27 protein-coding genes are annotated in these 19,345 nt (G+C 37.3%); 18 read left to right on the top strand and 9 right to left on the bottom strand.

Features of this window, described 5'->3' with window-relative positions; genetic code table 11:
* Window positions 1–36 precede the first annotated feature (36 nt).
* Together AB8525_RS02750 and fur are read right to left on the bottom strand one after the other, a co-directional pair.
* A complete protein-coding gene (locus AB8525_RS02750) occupies window positions 37–828 on the bottom strand; it encodes a metal ABC transporter permease (protein ID WP_369178447.1) in 792 nt (263 codons plus the stop codon).
* Window positions 828–1,235 (bottom strand): ferric iron uptake transcriptional regulator, encoded by a 408-nt coding sequence (gene fur / locus AB8525_RS02755; RefSeq protein WP_369152437.1) that lies wholly within the window; start codon window positions 1,233–1,235, stop codon window positions 828–830. The genes AB8525_RS02750 and fur overlap by 1 nt, the downstream gene beginning before the upstream one ends.
* Before the next feature lie 56 nt (window positions 1,236–1,291).
* On the opposite strand from fur, the gene AB8525_RS02760 reads away from it, so the two are divergent.
* The 11 genes from AB8525_RS02760 to miaB all read left to right on the top strand — a co-directional run bounded on the left by AB8525_RS02760 (window position 1,292) and on the right by miaB (window position 10,771).
* Window positions 1,292–1,720, top strand: a complete 429-nt coding sequence (locus tag AB8525_RS02760; RefSeq protein ID WP_369152438.1) for an outer membrane protein assembly factor BamE — start codon at window positions 1,292–1,294, stop codon at window positions 1,718–1,720.
* 15 nt (window positions 1,721–1,735) lie between these two features.
* Entirely contained in the window at window positions 1,736–2,341 is a 606-nt protein-coding gene (gene ccmA, locus AB8525_RS02765) for a cytochrome c biogenesis heme-transporting ATPase CcmA (RefSeq protein ID WP_369178449.1), read from the top strand.
* Window positions 2,338–3,003, top strand: a complete 666-nt coding sequence (gene ccmB / locus AB8525_RS02770; RefSeq protein ID WP_369178451.1) for a heme exporter protein CcmB — start codon at window positions 2,338–2,340, stop codon at window positions 3,001–3,003. Before ccmA ends, ccmB begins: the two co-directional genes overlap by 4 nt.
* Window positions 3,004–3,171: 168 nt before the next feature.
* The gene (gene metK / locus AB8525_RS02775) at window positions 3,172–4,305 is read left to right on the top strand and encodes a methionine adenosyltransferase (RefSeq protein WP_369178453.1); all 1,134 of its coding nucleotides are present in this window, start codon (window positions 3,172–3,174) and stop codon (window positions 4,303–4,305) included.
* A 91-nt stretch (window positions 4,306–4,396) separates the two neighbouring features.
* Window positions 4,397–5,767 carry an adenosylhomocysteinase gene (gene ahcY, locus AB8525_RS02780; protein WP_369178996.1) on the top strand — a complete coding sequence of 457 codons (1,371 nt, stop codon included), beginning with the start codon at window positions 4,397–4,399 and terminating at the stop codon, window positions 5,765–5,767.
* Window positions 5,768–5,987: 220 nt separating this feature from the next.
* Window positions 5,988–6,242, top strand: coding sequence for a hypothetical protein (locus AB8525_RS02785; protein WP_369178455.1), 255 nt, complete (start codon window positions 5,988–5,990; stop codon window positions 6,240–6,242).
* Window positions 6,243–6,356: 114 nt separating this feature from the next.
* On the top strand, window positions 6,357–7,250 hold the full coding sequence (gene glyQ / locus AB8525_RS02790; protein WP_369152443.1) for a glycine--tRNA ligase subunit alpha: 894 nt from the start codon (window positions 6,357–6,359) through the stop codon (window positions 7,248–7,250).
* A complete protein-coding gene (locus tag AB8525_RS02795) occupies window positions 7,250–7,834 on the top strand; it encodes a YqaA family protein (RefSeq protein WP_369178457.1) in 585 nt (194 codons plus the stop codon). The genes glyQ and AB8525_RS02795 overlap by 1 nt, the downstream gene beginning before the upstream one ends.
* Complete coding sequence (locus tag AB8525_RS02800) at window positions 7,818–8,396, top strand: murein hydrolase activator EnvC (RefSeq protein ID WP_369178459.1); 579 nt, start codon at window positions 7,818–7,820, stop codon at window positions 8,394–8,396. The genes AB8525_RS02795 and AB8525_RS02800 overlap by 17 nt, the downstream gene beginning before the upstream one ends.
* A 14-nt stretch (window positions 8,397–8,410) precedes the next feature.
* Entirely contained in the window at window positions 8,411–9,436 is a 1,026-nt protein-coding gene (locus tag AB8525_RS02805) for a mechanosensitive ion channel family protein (protein WP_369178460.1), read from the top strand.
* A gap of 15 nt (window positions 9,437–9,451) precedes the next feature.
* The gene (gene miaB / locus AB8525_RS02810) at window positions 9,452–10,771 is read left to right on the top strand and encodes a tRNA (N6-isopentenyl adenosine(37)-C2)-methylthiotransferase MiaB (RefSeq protein WP_369178462.1); all 1,320 of its coding nucleotides are present in this window, start codon (window positions 9,452–9,454) and stop codon (window positions 10,769–10,771) included.
* Here the strand turns inward: miaB and AB8525_RS02815 are convergent.
* From AB8525_RS02815 to AB8525_RS02840, 6 genes are all read right to left on the bottom strand, one after another.
* A complete protein-coding gene (locus AB8525_RS02815) occupies window positions 10,760–11,185 on the bottom strand; it encodes a hypothetical protein (RefSeq protein WP_369152449.1) in 426 nt (141 codons plus the stop codon). The genes miaB and AB8525_RS02815 overlap by 12 nt on opposite strands.
* A 38-nt stretch (window positions 11,186–11,223) precedes the next feature.
* Window positions 11,224–11,907, bottom strand: a complete 684-nt coding sequence (locus AB8525_RS02820) for an SCO family protein (RefSeq protein WP_369178464.1) — start codon at window positions 11,905–11,907, stop codon at window positions 11,224–11,226.
* Between the two features lies 1 nt (window position 11,908).
* The gene (locus tag AB8525_RS02825) at window positions 11,909–12,421 is read right to left on the bottom strand and encodes a copper chaperone PCu(A)C (protein ID WP_369178466.1); all 513 of its coding nucleotides are present in this window, start codon (window positions 12,419–12,421) and stop codon (window positions 11,909–11,911) included.
* Window positions 12,382–12,552 (bottom strand): hypothetical protein, encoded by a 171-nt coding sequence (locus tag AB8525_RS02830; protein ID WP_369178468.1) that lies wholly within the window; start codon window positions 12,550–12,552, stop codon window positions 12,382–12,384. The genes AB8525_RS02825 and AB8525_RS02830 overlap by 40 nt, the downstream gene beginning before the upstream one ends.
* 102 nt (window positions 12,553–12,654) lie before the next feature.
* Window positions 12,655–13,086, bottom strand: coding sequence for a hypothetical protein (locus tag AB8525_RS02835; protein ID WP_369178470.1), 432 nt, complete (start codon window positions 13,084–13,086; stop codon window positions 12,655–12,657).
* Window positions 13,056–13,217, bottom strand: coding sequence for a hypothetical protein (locus AB8525_RS02840; protein WP_369152453.1), 162 nt, complete (start codon window positions 13,215–13,217; stop codon window positions 13,056–13,058). Before AB8525_RS02840 ends, AB8525_RS02835 begins: the two co-directional genes overlap by 31 nt.
* 38 nt (window positions 13,218–13,255) lie before the next feature.
* Here AB8525_RS02840 and AB8525_RS02845 point away from each other — a divergent pair, with 38 nt between their 5' ends.
* A complete protein-coding gene (locus AB8525_RS02845; protein ID WP_369178472.1) occupies window positions 13,256–14,173 on the top strand; it encodes a PhoH family protein in 918 nt (305 codons plus the stop codon).
* A gap of 171 nt (window positions 14,174–14,344) precedes the next feature.
* Here AB8525_RS02845 and AB8525_RS02850 read toward each other — a convergent pair whose 3' ends face one another.
* Window positions 14,345–14,491, bottom strand: a complete 147-nt coding sequence (locus AB8525_RS02850) for a hypothetical protein (protein WP_369149988.1) — start codon at window positions 14,489–14,491, stop codon at window positions 14,345–14,347.
* Window positions 14,492–14,520: 29 nt separating this feature from the next.
* On the opposite strand from AB8525_RS02850, the gene AB8525_RS02855 reads away from it, so the two are divergent.
* From AB8525_RS02855 to AB8525_RS02880, 6 genes are read left to right on the top strand one after another with little or no spacing between them, the layout of a single operon-like run.
* A complete protein-coding gene (locus AB8525_RS02855; RefSeq protein WP_369178474.1) occupies window positions 14,521–15,474 on the top strand; it encodes a reverse transcriptase domain-containing protein in 954 nt (317 codons plus the stop codon).
* Entirely contained in the window at window positions 15,471–16,811 is a 1,341-nt protein-coding gene (locus AB8525_RS02860) for an ATP/GTP-binding protein (RefSeq protein ID WP_369178476.1), read from the top strand. Before AB8525_RS02855 ends, AB8525_RS02860 begins: the two co-directional genes overlap by 4 nt.
* Window positions 16,808–17,875 (top strand): tRNA 2-thiouridine(34) synthase MnmA, encoded by a 1,068-nt coding sequence (mnmA, locus tag AB8525_RS02865; RefSeq protein ID WP_369178477.1) that lies wholly within the window; start codon window positions 16,808–16,810, stop codon window positions 17,873–17,875. The genes AB8525_RS02860 and mnmA overlap by 4 nt, the downstream gene beginning before the upstream one ends.
* Window positions 17,876–17,878: 3 nt before the next feature.
* Window positions 17,879–18,484, top strand: coding sequence for a high frequency lysogenization protein HflD (gene hflD / locus AB8525_RS02870; RefSeq protein WP_369178479.1), 606 nt, complete (start codon window positions 17,879–17,881; stop codon window positions 18,482–18,484).
* Window positions 18,485–18,536: 52 nt separating this feature from the next.
* Window positions 18,537–18,797 carry a 30S ribosomal protein S20 gene (gene rpsT, locus AB8525_RS02875; protein ID WP_369152463.1) on the top strand — a complete coding sequence of 87 codons (261 nt, stop codon included), beginning with the start codon at window positions 18,537–18,539 and terminating at the stop codon, window positions 18,795–18,797.
* A 49-nt stretch (window positions 18,798–18,846) separates the two neighbouring features.
* Window positions 18,847–19,341, top strand: a complete 495-nt coding sequence (locus tag AB8525_RS02880; protein WP_369178481.1) for a Smr/MutS family protein — start codon at window positions 18,847–18,849, stop codon at window positions 19,339–19,341.
* Window positions 19,342–19,345 lie beyond the last annotated feature (4 nt).

The following is a 19,345-nucleotide window of genomic DNA, read 5'->3' on the forward strand; positions in this document are numbered from 1 at the left end:
CAATGAGACAATTAAAACTACAATCGTATCATTGGCTTAAGCGCTGGCTTTACTAGGAAGTATTTGTGAAAGGATAAATAATGCACCAAGTGCGATAACAATCGTTGGTCCAGTAGCAATGTCATAGTGGGTTGAGCCACTGAGTCCGATGATGACGGCAATGATTGAGATGACAATTGAGAGTAGTGTCATTTGCACAGGAGTGTTAGAGAAAACTCTGGCGATGGCAGGTGGGATGATGAGTAGCGAAGTGATAAGTAGCACGCCGACGATTTGCACGGAAACTGAGACGGTGAGTGCAATCATTAGCATAAATAGGAGTTGGTACATTACTTTATTTAAGCCGCTGGCAACACCTAAATCTTCACTTAATGTAAGTAATAATAGGCGCTGCCAAAAGGTGGTTAGTAGCGTGCCAACTAAGGCGAGAATGGCGTAAATCCAAATAAGATCCTGATTGGTGATGGATAAAATATCACCGAATAATAGGGAAAAATAATCGGTATTTACGCCACCTACTAGTGCCAAAATGACAACACCTAGTGATAAAGAAATGTGGGAAAAAATACCGAGAATAGCGTCATTAGATAAAAATTGTCGTTGCTGTAAAACCACAATCAGCAGAGCAAATACCACACCAACGATAATTAAGCCAAAATGTAGTCCTAAGCCGCTTGCCAAACCCAAAGATACGCCTAATAAAGCAGAATGTGAGATGGATTCTGAAAAATAGCTCATGCGTTTCCAAATCACAAAACAGCCGAGCGAACCAGTGATGATTGAAATGCCGACAGCGGCCAGAATAGCCCTAAAAATAAAATCTTCCATTATTGACAGTTTTTACAAAGTCCGTATAAATAAAGACAGTGGTCGGTGAGTTGGTATCCGTATTTTTCGGCAACATCGTGCTGGTGTTGCTCAATTATTTCGTCTGAAAACTCATCAATTTTGCCACATTTCACACACACTAAATGGTCGTGATGCTCAACATTGGACAATTCAAATACACTTTGCCCATTATCAAAATTGAGTTTATTAACCATACCTGCCTCCTCAAACTGCGTCAAAACACGGTAAACAGTCGCCATACCTACTTCTTCATTTTGAATAATTAAAGCACGATAAATATCCTCGGCACTCATATGGTGGTTTTCACTGGTTTCTAAAATCTCTAATATTTTTAATCTTGGTAGAGTAACCTTGAGTCCTGCACTTTTTAAATCGTCTGCGTCCATTTTTGGCTTCCTTAATGTAAAATCAATCTTTTTAATTGAATTATTTTAACCAAAAAATGAACAAAATAACATTAATTACTTTTTTATCTCTATTTTTGAGTGCTTGCTCCACTTCAAAATACATTCCTGATTTTTCACTGCCGAGCATACCATCATTCAAACCTTATAAAGCTGATGTTAATCAAGGCTCTGTCTTAAAGCGTTTCACTATCAATCAACTAAAAACAGGGATGACAAAACGCCAAGTGCAGGACACTATTGGTCAGCCCAGCGTGATTGACCCATTTCACAATAATCAATGGGATTATATTCATTACACCACACTAGGCTCGGGCGAGATCATTAACTACCGTTTAATTCTTACCTTTGCAGATGGTAAGCTGAGCAATATCAATACTAATGGCATCAGTTCTTTGCCAGAAATGACAAACCAAGAAAAGATGAAAGAGAAAGTGCGTCTTGCCAAGGAAAAATCTGGGGAGTAAGCCCCTCGCTCAATTGTGCCCTCGCTCACACTCAACAATATCAGTTGCCAAAGGGGTTACAATCTCTTATTTAGCGATGTTTCTTTAACGCTCAATTCGGGTGATATTTTGCGTATCACTGGCACGAATGGCAGTGGTAAAACTTCACTTTTAAAAATTCTTGCTGGGCTTAATGCGCAGGAACAAGGTACGATTCATTTGGATGCTGATGAGGTTAAATCAGAGGCATATCGTCGTGCTGTTTTTTATTTGGGGCATTTACCTGCTTTGAGTAGTGAACTTACTTGTATTGAAAATCTTAAATTTTTAACGGCACTCAATCAGTCAATTATGGCGGAAATTGCACTCATTAATGCGCTTGAAAAAGTGGGTTTATCAGGTTATGAGAATGAAATTTGTGCCAAACTCTCAGCAGGGCAAAAACGCCGTGTTGCTTTGGCAAGTTTGGTGCTTTCTGAGGCAAAAGTTTGGTTATTGGACGAGCCCTTTACCGCACTTGATCCGCAGGGGGTAAAAATGGTGGAAAGTTGTATTGAGGCACATTGTGAGCAAGGTGGGATATGTTTATTCACCACACACCAAGATTCTGCTTTGAAAAATCAGAAGGTGCTTTCATTATGAATATTTACCTACAAACACTCATGCGTGATATTCGTTCTGCCTTGCGTAATTTGTCAAGCGTGATGAATCCATTGCTATTTTTTATCATTTCTATTTCATTGTTTCCGTTGGCAATTAGCCCTGAATCTGCTACCTTGTCGCAAATCGCTGCAGGCATTATCTGGGTGGCAAGTATGTTGGCGGTGTTGTTATCACTCAATACTTTGTTTCACGATGATTTTGATAATGGCGTTTTGGAGCAAATGGTGATTTCTCATCACTCATTACCATTACTGATTTTGTCAAAAATTGTTGCACACTGGCTGTTGACAGGTGTGCCGATTATTTTGCTTTCTCCGTTACTCGGCACGCTGTTATTTCTTGATAGTGAAAGTGTTAAAGTGTTGATGTTAACGCTGTTGATTGCCACACCGAGTTTGAGTTTAATTGGTGCGATGGGTGCGTCGCTGATTGTGAGTATCAAAAATTCGGGGATGTTGTTGTCTTTATTAATATTGCCTTTATATATCCCGATTTTGATTTTTGCCTCATCTGCCGTTTCACAAGCACAGGCGGGGTTAGAAATTGATGCCCAGTTGTATTTTTTGAGTGCAATTTTAGTAATGAGTCTAATGGTTGCACCGTTTATTAGTGCCTTGTCTTTAAAAATTAGTCTGGAATGAAAATTCGTATATAATAGGCACACGCTGATTTGTCCCGATTGCTAGCGTTGTTACATTCATAAAGTAACCAAAACAAGCTAAAGCAGGATTTCTTCTAAAGAAACCCACGCTTTATGGGTTTTCTACATTTTACAAAGTCGTAAAAAGGCTTTTTTTTAGGAGAATACAATGATTTTTACCTCTGAGTCCGTTTCCGCTGGACACCCCGATAAAGTTTGCGACCAAATTTCTGACGCAATACTCGATGCCATTTTGACACAAGATAAAAACGCACGCGTTGCTTGCGAAACCCTGGTTAAAGACAATGATGTCGTTTTAGCAGGCGAGATAACCACGCACGCCAATGTTGATTACGACAAAATCGTACGCGATACTATCAATGCCATTGGCTACACCAAAGACGAATACGGTTTTACAGGTGATGGTTGTAAAATCACCAACTTATTGGGTCAACAATCACCAGAAATTGCACAAGGTGTGGATGAATTTGCAAATCACGAACAAGGTGCTGGCGACCAAGGCTTGATGTTTGGTTATGCCTGTAATGCCACAGAAGTTTTGATGCCTGCACCTATTTTATATGCACACCGTTTAGTGGCACGCCAAGCAGAACTAATGCTTGATGGCACATTGCCATGGTTGCGTCCCGATGCAAAATCACAAGTTTCTTGTATTTATGACAAGGGCAAAATCGTTGGTATTGATGCGGTGGTTTTATCCACCCAACACGATGAAAACATTGCTCAAAAAGAGTTGATAGAAGCTGTTCGTGAAGAAATTATCAAACCAATTTTGCCCAGTAAATGGTTGAACGACAACACAAAATATCACATCAATCCAACAGGGGCTTTCGTTATCGGTGGTCCTGTGGGTGATGCGGGATTAACGGGGCGTAAAATTATCGTTGATACTTACGGTGGCATGGCACGACATGGTGGCGGTGCATTTTCAGGCAAAGACCCTTCAAAAGTAGATAGAAGTGCCGCCTATGCCACGCGTTATGTGGCAAAAAATATCGTGGCAGCGGGTTTGGCAGACCGTTGTGAAATCCAAGTGTCTTATGCGATTGGCGTGGCAGAACCGACTTCAATCAGTGTGGAGACTTTTGGCACGGGTAAGATTGCAGATGCAGCAATTGAAGCATTGGTTGCTGAGCATTTTGACTTGCGTCCTAAAGGTTTAATCGCAATGCTTGATTTGAAACGCCCTATTTATCAACAAACCGCCAGTTACGGGCATTTTGGTCGCACCGAAGCGGCGATTAGTTGGGAAAAAACGGATCGTGCATACCTATTAAAATAAAATAACTATGCCAAGAAGCGTTGCAGTGGATTTTCCATTAGGCTTGGCAACAAAAACTACGCTTATTTTTACTTTTAAATTGGAGAATAAAATGAGTAACACCACAGTAGAAAATAATGACTATAAAGTAGCCGATATGGCTTTGGCTGATTTCGGTCGCAAAGAAATTGAATTGGCAGAAAAGGAAATGCCTGCATTAATGGCATTAAGAAGCAAATACAGCAGCGAAAAGCCTTTACAAGACGCAAGAATTTTGGGTTGTATTCATATGACCATTCAAACCGCCGTATTAATGGAAACCTTGGTTGATTTAGGGGCAGAAGTTCGCTGGTCATCTTGTAATATCTTCTCAACCCAAGACCACGCTGCAGCGGCAATGGTGCAGGCAGATATTCCAACTTTTGCCTGGAAAGGTGAAACCGAAGAAGAATTTCTATGGTGTATTGAGCAAACCATTCTTGTTGACGGCAAGCCGTGGAATGCCAATATGGTCTTAGATGATGGCGGTGATTTGACACAAATGTTACACGAAAAATATCCTGAAATGCTGCAAGACATTCACGGCATCAGCGAAGAAACCACGACAGGTGTGCATCGTTTAATTGAAATGATGGGAAAAAATGAATTGAAAGTACCTGCCATCAATGTCAATGATTCAGTAACCAAATCAAAAAATGACAACAAATACGGTTGTCGCCATTCCCTCAACGATGCCATTAAACGCGGCACCGATATGCTAATGGCAGGTAAAAAAGCACTGGTTATCGGCTATGGTGATGTCGGTAAAGGATCGGCACAAAGCCTCAGACAAGAAGGAATGATTGTTAAAATCAGCGAAATCGACCCAATCTGTGCCATGCAAGCCTGTATGGATGGCTTTGAAATTATCTCCCCTTACAAACAAGGCAATAACACCGGAAAAGCCGATGATATTAACAAGCGATTATTAGCCACAACCGACTTAATCGTAACCACCACAGGTAATTTTAATGTTTGTGATGCGGCAATGTTACAAACCGTTAAACAAGGGGCAGTGGTCTGCAACATCGGTCATTTTGACAACGAAATCGACACCCAGTTTATGCGTGATAATTGGCAATGGGACGAAGTCAAGCCCCAAGTTCACCGCATTAATAGAGGCACTGATAAAGACGATTATATTGTCCTATTATCAGAGGGTCGTTTGGTGAATTTAGGTAATGCTACTGGGCATCCAAGCCGCATTATGGATGGCTCATTCGCCAATCAAGTATTGGCACAAATGTATTTATTTGACAAAAAATTCGCTGACAATGGTGGCAATATTTATGTTGAAGTCTTACCTAAGAAACTCGACGAAGAAGTCGCTGCCGATATGGTCGCAGGTTTCGGTGGTGTCATTACAAAATTGACTGACGCACAGGCTGATTATATCAATGTGCCGAATCAAGGTCCATTTAAGGCTGAAAACTACAAATATTAAGAGACCTTTGCATAAATAGGGATGATTAGCAAAATGACAGATTTTATTAAATTGGAAATTTTTTAAATCCACTCCTAGCAGGGCTAAGGGTGTTTTTAAAAAGTTTGTAATTTGATGAAAGATGGCGTTTTGATGATTATTCATATTTATGCAAAGGTCTCAAATAAAAACCCCAATCCAATCTCTACTTTTGGATTAGACAATAAAGATGAAGGGGAATGTGTTTGCATTCGTGTCTCTCCTGTGGATTAAAAATTATCAATGCTTTAGTGGCGGGATTATTAAGTTTGGAAAAAAGCTTCACACGCTTGGAAAAAAGTTTTACAACCTTGGAAAAAAGCTTCATACGCTTGGAAAGAAGTTTTACACCCTTGGGAAACCTTCTTCGCACCTTGTTAAAAATAGCAACAAAGGTGTTAAAAATAACACCAAAGGCGCTATTTTTAGTATAACTGGAGACCTTTGCAGGAAATGAGTGGGGGGGATTGAGTTTTGGTTGGTGTAATTAAAGTCGATAAGATTGACCGATTAAACAATGACCGTGGCAATTTTTGGTAAAATCTATGAAATTTTTTCTTAGAATTTAATTATGTCATTACATGATTTAGATGCAACTGCATCGTTTCAAAACTTAATCTTAAAACTACAATCTTTTTGGGCGTCTAAAGGATGCACTTTATTACAACCTTTTGATATGGAAATGGGGGCGGGGACTTTTCATCCGGCGACTTTTTTGCGTGCGATTGGTCCTGAACCATGGAAGGCGGCGTATGTGCAGCCGTCTCGTCGCCCGACTGATGGGCGTTATGGTGAGAACCCGAATCGTTTGCAACATTATTATCAATTTCAAGTGGTTTTAAAGCCATCGCCGAAGGATATTCAGGATTTGTATTTGGAATCTTTGGTGGCAATTGGCATTGATTTGACCCAGCATGATGTGCGTTTTGTGGAAGATAACTGGGAATCACCGACGCTGGGTGCGTGGGGTTTGGGCTGGGAAATTTGGCTAAATGGAATGGAAGTTTCTCAGTTTACCTACTTTCAACAAATCGGCGGATTGCCTTGCTCACCTGTGTCAGGCGAGCTCACTTATGGGCTTGAACGCTTGGCGATGTATTTGCAGGGTGTGGATTCGGTATATGATTTGGTGTGGGTTGAAGGGGTGAGTTATGGCGATGTATTCCATCAAAATGAGGTTGAGCAATCCAAATATAATTTTGAAATTGCTGATACTGCTGTGTTGTTTAAGCAATTTGACGAAGCCGAAGCGATGAATGAAAAGTTAATTGAAGAAGCCCTGCCCTACCCCGCCTATGAGCAAGTAATGAAGGCATCGCACTTATTCAATTTGCTGGATGCTCGGCATGCAATCAGCGTTACTGACAGAGCGCGTTTTATCCGTCGTGTGCGGGCAATGAGTCAGAAAGTTGCCAAAACTTATTATGATTCTCGTGAAGCACTTGGGTTTCCGATGCTAAAGTAATGCAACTTTTTTCCAAAATTTATCAAAAAGCCTTGGACTGGGCACAGAGTAAATATGCTGTTTATTGGCTGTCATCAATTAGTTTTGTTGAGTCTTTTATTCTGCCTTACCCACCGCCCGATATTTTACTTGCACCGATGGCACTCAAAAAGCCACAAAAATCTTATCAATTTGCATTAATTTGCACGGTTTTTTCAGTTTTGGGCGGGATGATTGGTTATTATTTGGGTGCATTTTTGTTAGATGTCCTCACCCCGCTACTCGTCAAACTGCACTATATAGACAAAATTGATACCACTCAATTGTGGTTTAAAGAATATGGTATTTGGGTTATTGCCATCGCTGGATTTTCGCCCATACCCTATAAAATATTCACCATCAGTGCGGGTATTGTCAATATGGCATTTTTGCCTTTTGTGCTGATGTCATTATTGGCACGGGGGGCGCGATTTTTCTTAATTGCCTTTTTCGTTAGGAAATTGGGTGATGCCTGTGATATTTGGCTGAAAAAATACATTGACCGTTTGGGTTATGCTTTAATTGTTGTTATTGGATTGGGGATTTGGTATGTTAAAACGCATTAAATTATTGCTTGTTATTTTCATTTCAACGACGCTTATCGGTTGTTTTTTTGACACCACACCCAAAAAGCGGGTAATTATCATTGATAAATCCACAGGCAAAGAAAACATTCCGCTATTGCGTTTTTCTGAGTATGCCGAGCCCAAAAAAACTGTTACTAAAGTTAAAGCACCTGTCAAAAAAATTAGAAACAAGCAATTAAAAGAAAAAATAATCATTGCCAAAAAAGCCAACATGCTCCCTGTTACTGGCAAAATCATCAAAACCTTTTCTAAAAAACACCAAGGCATTACCATCAGCACTCGTGCAGGGCAAGCTGTCCGTGCTATTCGCAAAGGTGTGGTGGTTTATAGTGGTAATAAAATGAAAAGCCATGGCAAAATGATTATCATTAAACACTCACTTGGTTTTTACAGTTCTTACACTCACAATCAAATGTTAAAAGTACAAAATGGCGATAAAATTAAAAAGGGGCAAATCATCGCCTTGACTGGCAAAGATAACTTTTACTTTGAAATGAAGAAATTTGAAACTCCTATTGACCCCCTTAAATATTTGAAATAACGGATAATACACTTATGTTTGATTTTTTAAAAAATATAACACTCTACCAATCTGCTGGCATTTTAGTTGTGGTGGCCACGGTAGCACATATTGTCTTGGGTGTAACTTTAAAAGGAGTTGCCCGGCAGGCGGGGAAGACTAAGAACCGATTGGATGACCATTTAATTAAGGCGGTATCCTTGCCGCTTAAATCTTTGATTTGGTTTGGATTGATATTTTTTTCTATCAATCTTTTCAAAGGTGAAATTGGATTTTTGACAAAGGTAATTACCTATATTGACATCGTTCCTATCTTTATTTTGACTTGGGCAATAATTCGGATAATGTCTGGGGTTGAAAATTATTTGATTGAGAAGAAATCAAATATTAATAATGATTCGGTGCGTTTGATAGTGCGTTTAACCAAACTTTTGATTATTATTTCCATTGCACTGGGTATTGCCCAAGAACTGGGTTTTTCAGTATCTGGGTTGCTTACTTTTGGTGGTGTTGGTGGTATCGTTATCGGTTTTGCCGCCAAAGATATGTTGTCCAATATTTTTGGTGGTTTGATGTTGCAAATGGATCGACCTTTTTCAACAGGAGATTGGATTCGTTCTAGTCAGTTTGAGGGCACAGTTGAAAAAATCGGCTGGCGGATGACGCGTATTCGCACTTTTAGCAAAAATCCGATTTATATTCCCAACTCTATTTTTGCCTCCATCCCCATTGAAACCCCGTCACGAATGACCAATCGCCGTATCAAAGAAGTGATTGGCATTCGTTATGATGATATTGCACAAATACCTATAATTGTTGATGAAGTAGAAATGCTACTTAAAAAACACAAGGAGATTGACCCAAATGAGCCGTTGCGTGTGTATTTTAACTACTTTAACGCTTCCTCATTAGATTTTAATGTGTATGCCTTTACCAAAACCACAGATAAAAATGAATATCAACGAGTAAAACAAAAAATATTACTACAAATTGCAGGCGTTATTGCCAAGCACAAAGCCGAAATCGCCTACCCTACTCAAACGCTGAATATTCAGAAATAACTTACACCCCTTTAAATGAGCAAACTTTTCATCAAAACTTTCGGCTGTCAAATGAATGAATACGATTCTAACAAGATGTCGGATGTGTTAAAGCATTCTCATGGTTTAGCGTTGACGGACAATGAGAAAGAGGCGGATGTGTTGCTTATTAATACTTGCTCTATCCGTGAGAAGGCACAGGAAAAACTGTTTCATCAGCTAGGTCGCTGGCGTAAACTCAAAGACAAAAACCCAAATTTAGTGATTGGCGTTGGTGGCTGTGTGGCTTCGCAAGAAGGAGAATTAATTCTCAAACGCGCCCCTTTCGTAGATATGATTTTTGGTCCACAAACCTTACACCGACTGCCCACGATGCTCAATGACATCTTAGGTGATAAGTCGGTGAGTATCGATGTTTCATTCCCAGAAATTGAAAAATTTGACCATCTGCCTGAGCCAGAAACAACGGGTGTTACTGCCTTTGTTTCCATTATGGAAGGTTGCTCCAAATATTGCACTTTTTGCGTCGTGCCTTACACTCGTGGCGAAGAGGTTTCTCGCCCATTCAACGATGTCATCAGCGAAGTGCAAATATTGGCACATCAAGGCGTGCGAGAAGTGAATTTATTAGGGCAAAATGTCAATGCCTATCAGGGAGAGATGGATGGTGGCGAGATGGCTGATTTGGCATTATTGATTACCATTGTGGCACAAATTGACGGCATTGATAGAATTCGTTACACCACTTCACACCCCGTTGAATTTAGCGACAGTTTAATTCAAGCCTACGCCGAAGTACCTGAATTGGTATCGCATTTGCACCTGCCTATTCAAAGTGGATCTGACAAAATTCTAACTTTGATGAAACGCGGACACACAGCACTCGAATATAAATCTAAAATCAAAAAACTGCGTGAAATTCGCCCCGATATTTCCATTTCTTCCGACTTTATTATTGGCTTTCCCGGTGAAGATGAGCAAGATTTTGCCAATACAATGGCGTTAATTGACCAAGTAACTTTTGACAAATCCTTTAGTTTTATTTACTCTGCCCGCCCTGGAACACCTGCTGCTAACTATCCTGACGATGTTACACTAGCAGTCAAAAAACAGCGCCTTGCCACACTGCAAAAAGTTATTGATAAATCTACCGAAGTGATTTCCAAATCAATGATTGGTAGCGTGCAAAAAGTCTTAGTAGAAAATAAAGCCAAAAAAGATGACAATATGTTCGGACGCACTGAAAATATGCGTAACACGCATTTCAAAGGCGATGAACTCTTAGTCGGGAAAATTGTCGATGTCAAAATCACCAACGCACGAGGTAACTCACTGATGGGGGAATTAGTTTGCTAATTGCTTACTAAATGGGAGGATTATTTCCCAAGTTTCATTACCTTTTTTAACAAAAAGATGAGTAATCCAACTCTGTTTTGATAGCGAACATATTGCTAAAAAAGCACTGCCCGAAAAACTGTTTTCAGTTTGTTTATATAGGCGATATTGTGGCGTGGTGGTGTCAATTTCAATCGCCTCAAAAGCAACGCTTAATTCATCAAATTTATCGCCTTTTACCTCAACAGAAACAGTTAATTTCTCAGTGCTGGGAATGCCTCTTGGCAAAATATTAACTTCAATAGAATTGTGTTTATCCAGTATTACTTGGCAGCTGGTTTTTTCTATTTGACACTCATCAGCTTGAATATAATAATCGATATTCTGGGCATTCCAATTAACAACTGAATAACCTAATAAGACAATAAATATCATCAGGATTGCCCCGATAATAATAATGGGCCTGTGCTCCATTAAAAATGCCCCATTATCAGTTTAATATCTTGCATCATTTCTTTTGGTTTGTGTGGTGATGGAAATCCTGCAAAAATTTTCCCCTCAGGATTAAGCAAATAAATCCAGGCAGTATGGTTAATAACATAACCTTCTTTTAGTGCATTTTCAGGTAATTTTTCACTGGCTTTAAGGATGGTTTGTTTGCCATTTTCAGCCACAATAACGCGTTCATAATAGGCACCAAAAGGCTTGATAAGTCTATCAATTTGGGCCTGCTCACCAGAAACACCAATAAAGTCTTTATCAAAATAGGAAATATAAGTTTTCAATACCTTGGGTGTGTCTCTTAATGGGTCAAAAGTAATTGCCACCACCTTTGGCATTTTTGCTGTTTTGTCTTCCTCCATCAAGCGTTTCAATGACGCCATATCCATTAATTCAGTAGGGCAGATATCAGGACAATGGGTGTAAATAAATAATACTAAACTCCAATCGCCTTTTAAATGCTCATTATTAAACGCTTGGTTATCGTAGTCTAACAAAGAAAATTTGGGTAACTCCTTATCTGGATTATAAATAATATGAGAGACTTTGAGTTGTTGTGACAAAATCGCCCGATAATCTTTGTCCACATTAACCAAATAAAATGATACAACAGCCAATGCAACGACGCCAATACCGCTGAGTAATTTATAATTCATTTTAGTGCATGAGATGATTTTTCATCATCCCGCCCTTTTTAACCAAAGCCTCAACAACCTGAGTAGCGCCATTATCAAATTTAAGGCTTATTATTACCTTTTCGCCTATGCGTGATACACGCTTTGGGCCAATCAACATTACATGCCAACTTCCTGGCTTTAAATATAGTGTTCCCTGTGCTGGAATAGGCATAAAATCCTGTTTCACCATTTTCATCATACCGCTATGTGCTATCGTCCTATGTAATTCAATACGCTTATAACCGCTGGCATTGACAGATAATAATTTAATATCTTTATCACTGTTGTTATTGATTTGCATAAAAAGACCTAATGCAGGTGCGTTAGACGGTGCTGAACGAATCCATGGGTCATTTATTGCAATGCCAGTGACAGTATGCTTTGCATTATGATGTTCCATTGCAAAAGTGTTATTGAATATTGTTAGCACAGCAAGTGCCAATGTTAGTTTTTTTATTTTATTAAACATAGTGTTTCCTTGAGACCTTTGCATAAATAGGGATGATTAGCAAAATGACAGATTTTATTAAATTGGAAATTTTTTAAATCCACTCCTAGCAGGGCTAAGGGTGTTTTTAAAAAGTTTGTAATTTGATGAAAGATGGCGTTTTGATGATTATTCATATTTATGCAAAGGTCTCTCCTTATTTAAGAATTAAAGTTGTTACTGTTAAGCACCTTTGTATTTACGCCAATCAGTACAAATACAAAGGTTTAATTACGATATTAACTCAAAATAAAGGGTGGTGCACGAATTGCCAAAAATCTAAATAGCGTTTTTGACTGAATATTGTTTTGGATAGTTGTAAAAGTATAAATATGCTCATTTAAAAAATTAAGCGCATAACTTGTATCAAAATTTACAGCATCTAATGCACTGATGTTTAGCAAACAATAAGCACATTCCAAAGTAGTAGAATTCGTATCTCGCTTCTCATCTAAATCAACCCAAATCTGCTTATAACCCTGTATTGTGCAAACTGTAAAAGATCTACCACTTTGTTTTTCTTCAAAAGTTAAGGCGAAAACTGTCGGCACAAATACCTGAAACAGCATAGCCAATATCACTATGTAAATAGCGTTTACTTTATTTTTATTCGTGTGCTTCATCCTATTAATTTTACTCTTTAATTTAAGACCTTTATGAGACCTTTGCATAAATAGGGATGATTAGCAAAATGACAGATTTTATTAAATTGGAAATTTTTTAAATCCACTCCTAGCAGGGCTAAGGGTGTTTTTAAAAAGTTTGTAATTTGATGAAAGATGGCGTTTTGATGATTATTCATATTTATGCAAAGGTCTCTTTATGTATAAAATAGCCACTATGAACCTCACACTTGATATAAACAACAGCGAACAACTTTCTAGCATTTGTGGCTCGTTTGACCGACATTTAGAAACGATTGCCAAAAGCTTAGATGTGCAGATAAATAACATAGGTGAAGACTTTACTTTGCAGGGCGATAACCAACATATTGCCGCTCGAGTATTGCAGGATTTATTGGCACTTAGCGATAGCAAAAGTATCGAAATTCATGATGTGGAAATGGCAATTAAAATGTATTCTCGCCAAGATTTACCAGAAAAAGTGGTAAATATCAAAACCAAACGCAAGTTTATTCATATTAGAAGTAAAAATCAACAAAAATATGTCCTAGATATTAAAAACAAAGATTGTATTTTTGGTATTGGCCCCGCTGGTACAGGTAAAACTTATCTGGCAGTAGCTCGTGCAGTTGAGGCTTTAGAAAGTTCTGAGGTGCGTCGTCTTATTTTAGTTCGCCCTGCAGTTGAAGCGGGTGAAAAATTGGGCTTTTTACCTGGTAATATGACCGAAAAAGTTGACCCTTATTTACGCCCAATTTACGATGCTTTATATGAGATGTTAGGCTTTGATAAAGTCGAAAAACTGTTAGAAAAAAATATCATTGAAGTTGCTCCCCTCGCCTTTATGCGAGGTCGTACACTGAATGAGGCTTTTATCATTTTGGACGAAGCACAAAACACCACCATTCCACAAATGAAAATGTTTTTAACGCGTTTGGGTTTTGGTTCAAAAATGGTAATCACAGGCGATGTTACTCAAATTGATTTAGCCAATCCAAAACAATCTGGCTTAATTCACGCCGCCAAAGTATTGGCAGATGAAAAGAAAATTTCTTTCTGCCATTTTGAAACCAAAGATGTGGTGCGTCATAATCTTGTGCAACGCATTGTATCTGCCTACGACAAATTTGAATAAATGGGTTACATTTAAATTATTTTTTTTGATATAATATAACCACGCTAAATGACTAGAAGTATCTTCAGTCTAATTCACTCCAAAGGAGAATTTAGCCTCTAAGCGGTTATTATTAATTTTAAAATGCCTGGTTTTGATTCTATCAAAACTGGGCATTTTAAAAAATGCCAACTAGAGACCTTTGCATAAATAGGGATGATTAGCAAAATGACAGATTTTATTAAATTGGAAATTTTTTAAATCCACTCCTAGCAGGGCTAAGGGTGTTTTTAAAAAGTTTGTAATTTGATGAAAGATGGCGTTTTGATGATTATTCATATTTATGCAAAGGTCTCAACTAATTTATAATGCAAAAAAAATCATTTCAAGAAACATTCAACCTTTACTTTCATGGTAAATATTCTTTTGAGGATTTTATTAACACCCCTATCAAAGGCAATATCACTCAACATCAATTTGATCAAAGAACGGTATTATCAGCCAATAAAAAGCTGACAGAATTTCATAAATTTATCAATGTTTTTATTGTAAATAAGTTGACATATGATGATTCTATATGTTTTTCATACGCAAAAAATACAACCATACGCCACTGTATTGAGCCACATAAAAACAATAAACATTTTCTTTCTACCGATATTTCTAACTTTTTTGCGAGCATTCAAAGCGTTGATGTAATAAACACAATGCAACATAATATTGACGAAGGGAATATAGGTATAGCAGATATAGATCAATACAAAGACAGCATTATAAAATTAATTACATTTGAAGGTGCTTTGCCCATTGGATTTTCAACTTCAGGCAGGTTGAGTAATGCCATATTATTTGAATTTGATAAAGTCATATTAACCGAATGTCAATCAAAAAATATAACTTATAGTCGGTATGCTGATGATTTAATATTTTCAAGTAACAATAAAAATATAGTGCAAGTAAAGCCAATTGTTGAAACTGCTTTATCCAATATATTTGACGAAAGATTGAAAATTAATGATAAAAAAACAAAAACTTATTCTAAAAAATCTAAAATTAAAATACTGGGATTAATCATTACACCTAATGGCGATATTACTATTGACAAAAAAATAAAATCTGACATTCAGATAGCAATGCACTTTTATGCAAACGATACCAATAAATTCGATTCTTTTTTAAGAAAAAGATTTGATGGAAACATCCAAAAAATATTTGGCATTGTTGGCTATATCAATTCGGTGAATAAAGACTTTTTAAATAAATTAAGGAAAAAATACGGCAATTATATAGTTGATAGTTTTCTAAGGAAAAGCGCCAAATGAACTATTTTAAAATTGAAATTGACCACCTACAAAGCATCAAACACCTGGAATTCGAGTTAGAGGTAAAAGATTTAAATTCTGGAAAATTAATGTGTATTGTTGGAAAAAATGGTGTGGGTAAGACCACATTTATAAAATCAATTGCCAACCTGCTAAGGGCAGACATTTTTAAAGAAACCTCATCCCCTTATATATTTAATAAGAACAGTAAAATTACATACCACATAGACAGTGATTGCTATACCCACACTTACAATGAAAAATTCAAAACAATAGACAGTAAAAATGTTGTTGCAGACACTATAAAAAACAAGATTATTGGAGAATTACCACTGCCTCACGGAGAAAGATTTAAGTTTTTCCAAGCAATCTCAGATTTAGACAAAGAAATTAGACAAAAATACATTGCAGAAGACTATAAAACACCAGAGAAACTAATTACTTGGTATAAGAATATATACACTTCAGATAAATTCGATGAGTTAAAAGAAGTTACTATTAACAAGAAACAATACTACTTTTTACCCCAAGAAGACAACCGATATATTAGGGAGGATTATTTTAGTTCTGGAGAATATTTTATATTAAGTATCTATCGTCTTATTCAACAGCAAAAAAAACTTATTGTTATAGATGAACTGGATATCTCTTTAGATGCCAGTGCACAAGTTCATTTACTGAAAGAATTAAGAGATTTTTGTCAAACGCAATCTGTTACTCTAATTTTTACCACACATTCTTTAGCCATTATGAAAATGCTAAAAGATGATGAATTGTTCTATTTAGAAAACACCAATGGGCAATGCGAAATTACTGAACAGTCTTATAACTATATCAAAGGTATTCTTTATCAGTTTAAAGGCTGGGACAAATACATTCTAACAGAGGATAAGGTCTTACTAAATTTTATAGAGTGGCAACTACAATTAGAAAGCAACAAATTAAGGAAAAAACATATAACAATTCCAATAGGTCCTGTCAGTAGCGTTATTGCATTAATGGACAAGAATGGTAGTGAAGGTTTTTTCTCTGCAGAAAACAATGTTATTTCTGTTATTGATGGCGATCATAAACAACACTACGAAAGTAAGCCTAAGGTTCTGTTTTTACCCTTTGATAGCGTAGAAAAGAAATTAAGCGAACTTTATAACAATGATAAAAAGAATGTTTTTTTTGAAGATGTTATAATTCCTGAAAATGACTCAAAAGGTAGGGCAATCTTTAATAGAATGAAAAAAATACACTCTCAAAATGAAATTTTTCAATTTGTAACCAATAGCAATTCGTTAGGTGTTACAGAATTTAGACAAGCTTTACAAGAATTTATCAACCAATGAAAATAATTGTTGGACTCTCAGGTGGTGTTGACTCATCTGTTGCTGCCCTTCTACTTATAGAACAAGGCTTTGAAGTTGAGGCTTTGTTTATGAAAAATTGGGAAGAAGATGACACAGATGGGCATTGCACCGCACAGCAAGATTTATCTGATGCACAGAAAGTTGCCGATAAATTGGGAATAAAACTACACACCGTTAATTTCTCAAGCGACTACTGGGATGATGTGTTTGAGCATTTTCTCAAAGAGCATAAAAAAGGTCGCACGCCAAATCCTGATGTTTTGTGCAATCAAAAAATTAAATTCAAAGCGTTTTTAGACTATGCGCTTAATTTAGGTGCAGACAAAATCTCTACTGGACACTATGCCAGAATCACACAAGAAAACGGTGTTTTTCAACTTAAAACTGGCTTGGATAACAATAAAGACCAAAGTTATTTCCTACATCTTTTAAATCAACACCAACTTTCAAAAAGTCTGTTTCCACTGGGTGAAATCAACAAAGATGAGGTGCGAAAAATTGCCACAGAAAATGATTTTGTCACTGCTGATAAAAAAGACTCAACTGGCATTTGCTTTATTGGTGAGCGTAATTTTTCTGAATTTTTACAAACTTACTTACCCAAACAACAAGGTGATATTGTTGATGAAAATGGGCAATTTATCAAGCATCATCAAGGCTTGGCTTTTTATACCATCGGGCAACGCAAAGGTTTGGAAATTGGTGGCGGGTTTGGGGAGTCGGGTGAGCCGTGGTTCGTAGCAGACAAACGCTTAGAAAGTAATGAGTTATTGGTGGTACAAGGCGACAGCTCTCTACTTTATCACACATCACTGAACGCATCCAATCCACATTGGATTGCAACTAAGCCAAAATTTCCATTAAAATGTAAGGCTAAAATACGCTATCGGCAAGCATCACAAAACTGCACAATTGATATTGAAAATAATGCAATAAAAGTTACTTTTAAACAACCACAACGCGCCATTACTCCTGGGCAATCCATTGTTTTTTACACTGACGATGTATGCTTAGGTGGCGCGATTATAGAAAATAGGCAATAAAATATGGATAAATATGAACAGCGCACGATGGCACTCGCCTCCCTACTGCAAACAGCAACTTTGGTGGACCAACTGGCTTCTACAGGTGCATGTGATAGTAAAAATAGCAATGCAAGTCTAAAAAGTATTATTAGCAATAGTACCGATATTGAACAAGTATTTACTTCACCAAGAGACCTTGCGACTGGTTTAACCTCACTCAAAAAAGCATTAAATGCCAAAACCAAAGACATTCAAAATATTATTTTTTATTCTTTGGCTCTCATTAATCTTGAAAAAAAGCTAATGAAAAACCAAAAATTATTATCCAAAATATCAAGTGAAATTGAGCAAATAAAAAACCAAGAATTCTTTGAAATTTCTCATGCAAATACATTGGCACGACTTGCTGAATTGTATAAAACCACTTTGGGCGAACTAAATCCAACCATTATGGTAAATGGTGAAGAGATACATTTGTCTAATCAACGCACCGCCAATCACATCAGAGCGCTACTATTAGCAGGCATTCGTGCAGTTTCTTTGTGGAAATCTCAAGGTGGTCGTACTTGGCAATTATTGCTAAATAAGAAAAAGACACTTAAATTAGTAAATACTATGGACTTTTAAAGCATAACTCTCTATAATTACGCCTTTCTATTATTTTACAATATTTTATACGATGGCTAATTCAGCAGGTTCAAAAAAACGCGCAAGACAAGCAGTTAAACGCAATAAACACAATTCTCAAATCCGTGCAAGAGTTCGTACTTTCATTAAAAAGGTGGCTTATGCTTTAGATGATGGTAACAAAAAAGACGCACAGAGTGGTTATGCCAAGATGCAGAAAGAGATCGACCAAGCGGTTAGCAAGGGTTTGATGAATAAGAATCAGGCAGCTAGAAAAAAATCTCGTCTTAACGCACAAATTAAAGCACTGTAATTAAGTAGCATTGCTTATATAATAAAGCCCTCATTTGAGGGCTTTTTTTATGATTGGCGAAGAAGATAAACAATTATTCAGAGATACGGTTGATGCTGTTGCACCGATGGATAAAGACGGTGGTACCCGCATGCCTACAAATGCTGAAAGAAAACCACCCTTTATTGCATTTAGTCATGTAATTAATGGCACAATTGCAGGAAATAAAATTGTGCATTATGCAAAAAGTGGAATTTCAGAAAAGCAAATGAATATTATGAAGCATGGACATATTGACAGTGTGGCAGAGATAGATTTGCATGGTTATACAGTAGAAGAGGCTTGTGAGGCGTTGCCAGATTTTATTTATCGACATCAATTTGAGCGTTATGTACGCATCGTTCACGGTAAGGGGTATCGTTCTAGGAATGGAATGAGTATCTTAAAAACGCAAGTAGTTAATTTTCTCAGTCAACATCCGCAAGTTTTGGCATTTCATTCTTGTCCGCCAAAAGACGGGGGTGCAGGTGCGGTGTTTGCATTACTTAAAAAAATAGACGGTTGATATT

The organism is Candidatus Thiodubiliella endoseptemdiera (genome assembly GCF_964212635.1).
In the GTDB taxonomy this organism is placed as follows: Bacteria; Pseudomonadota; Gammaproteobacteria; order PS1; family Pseudothioglobaceae; genus Thiodubiliella; species Thiodubiliella endoseptemdiera.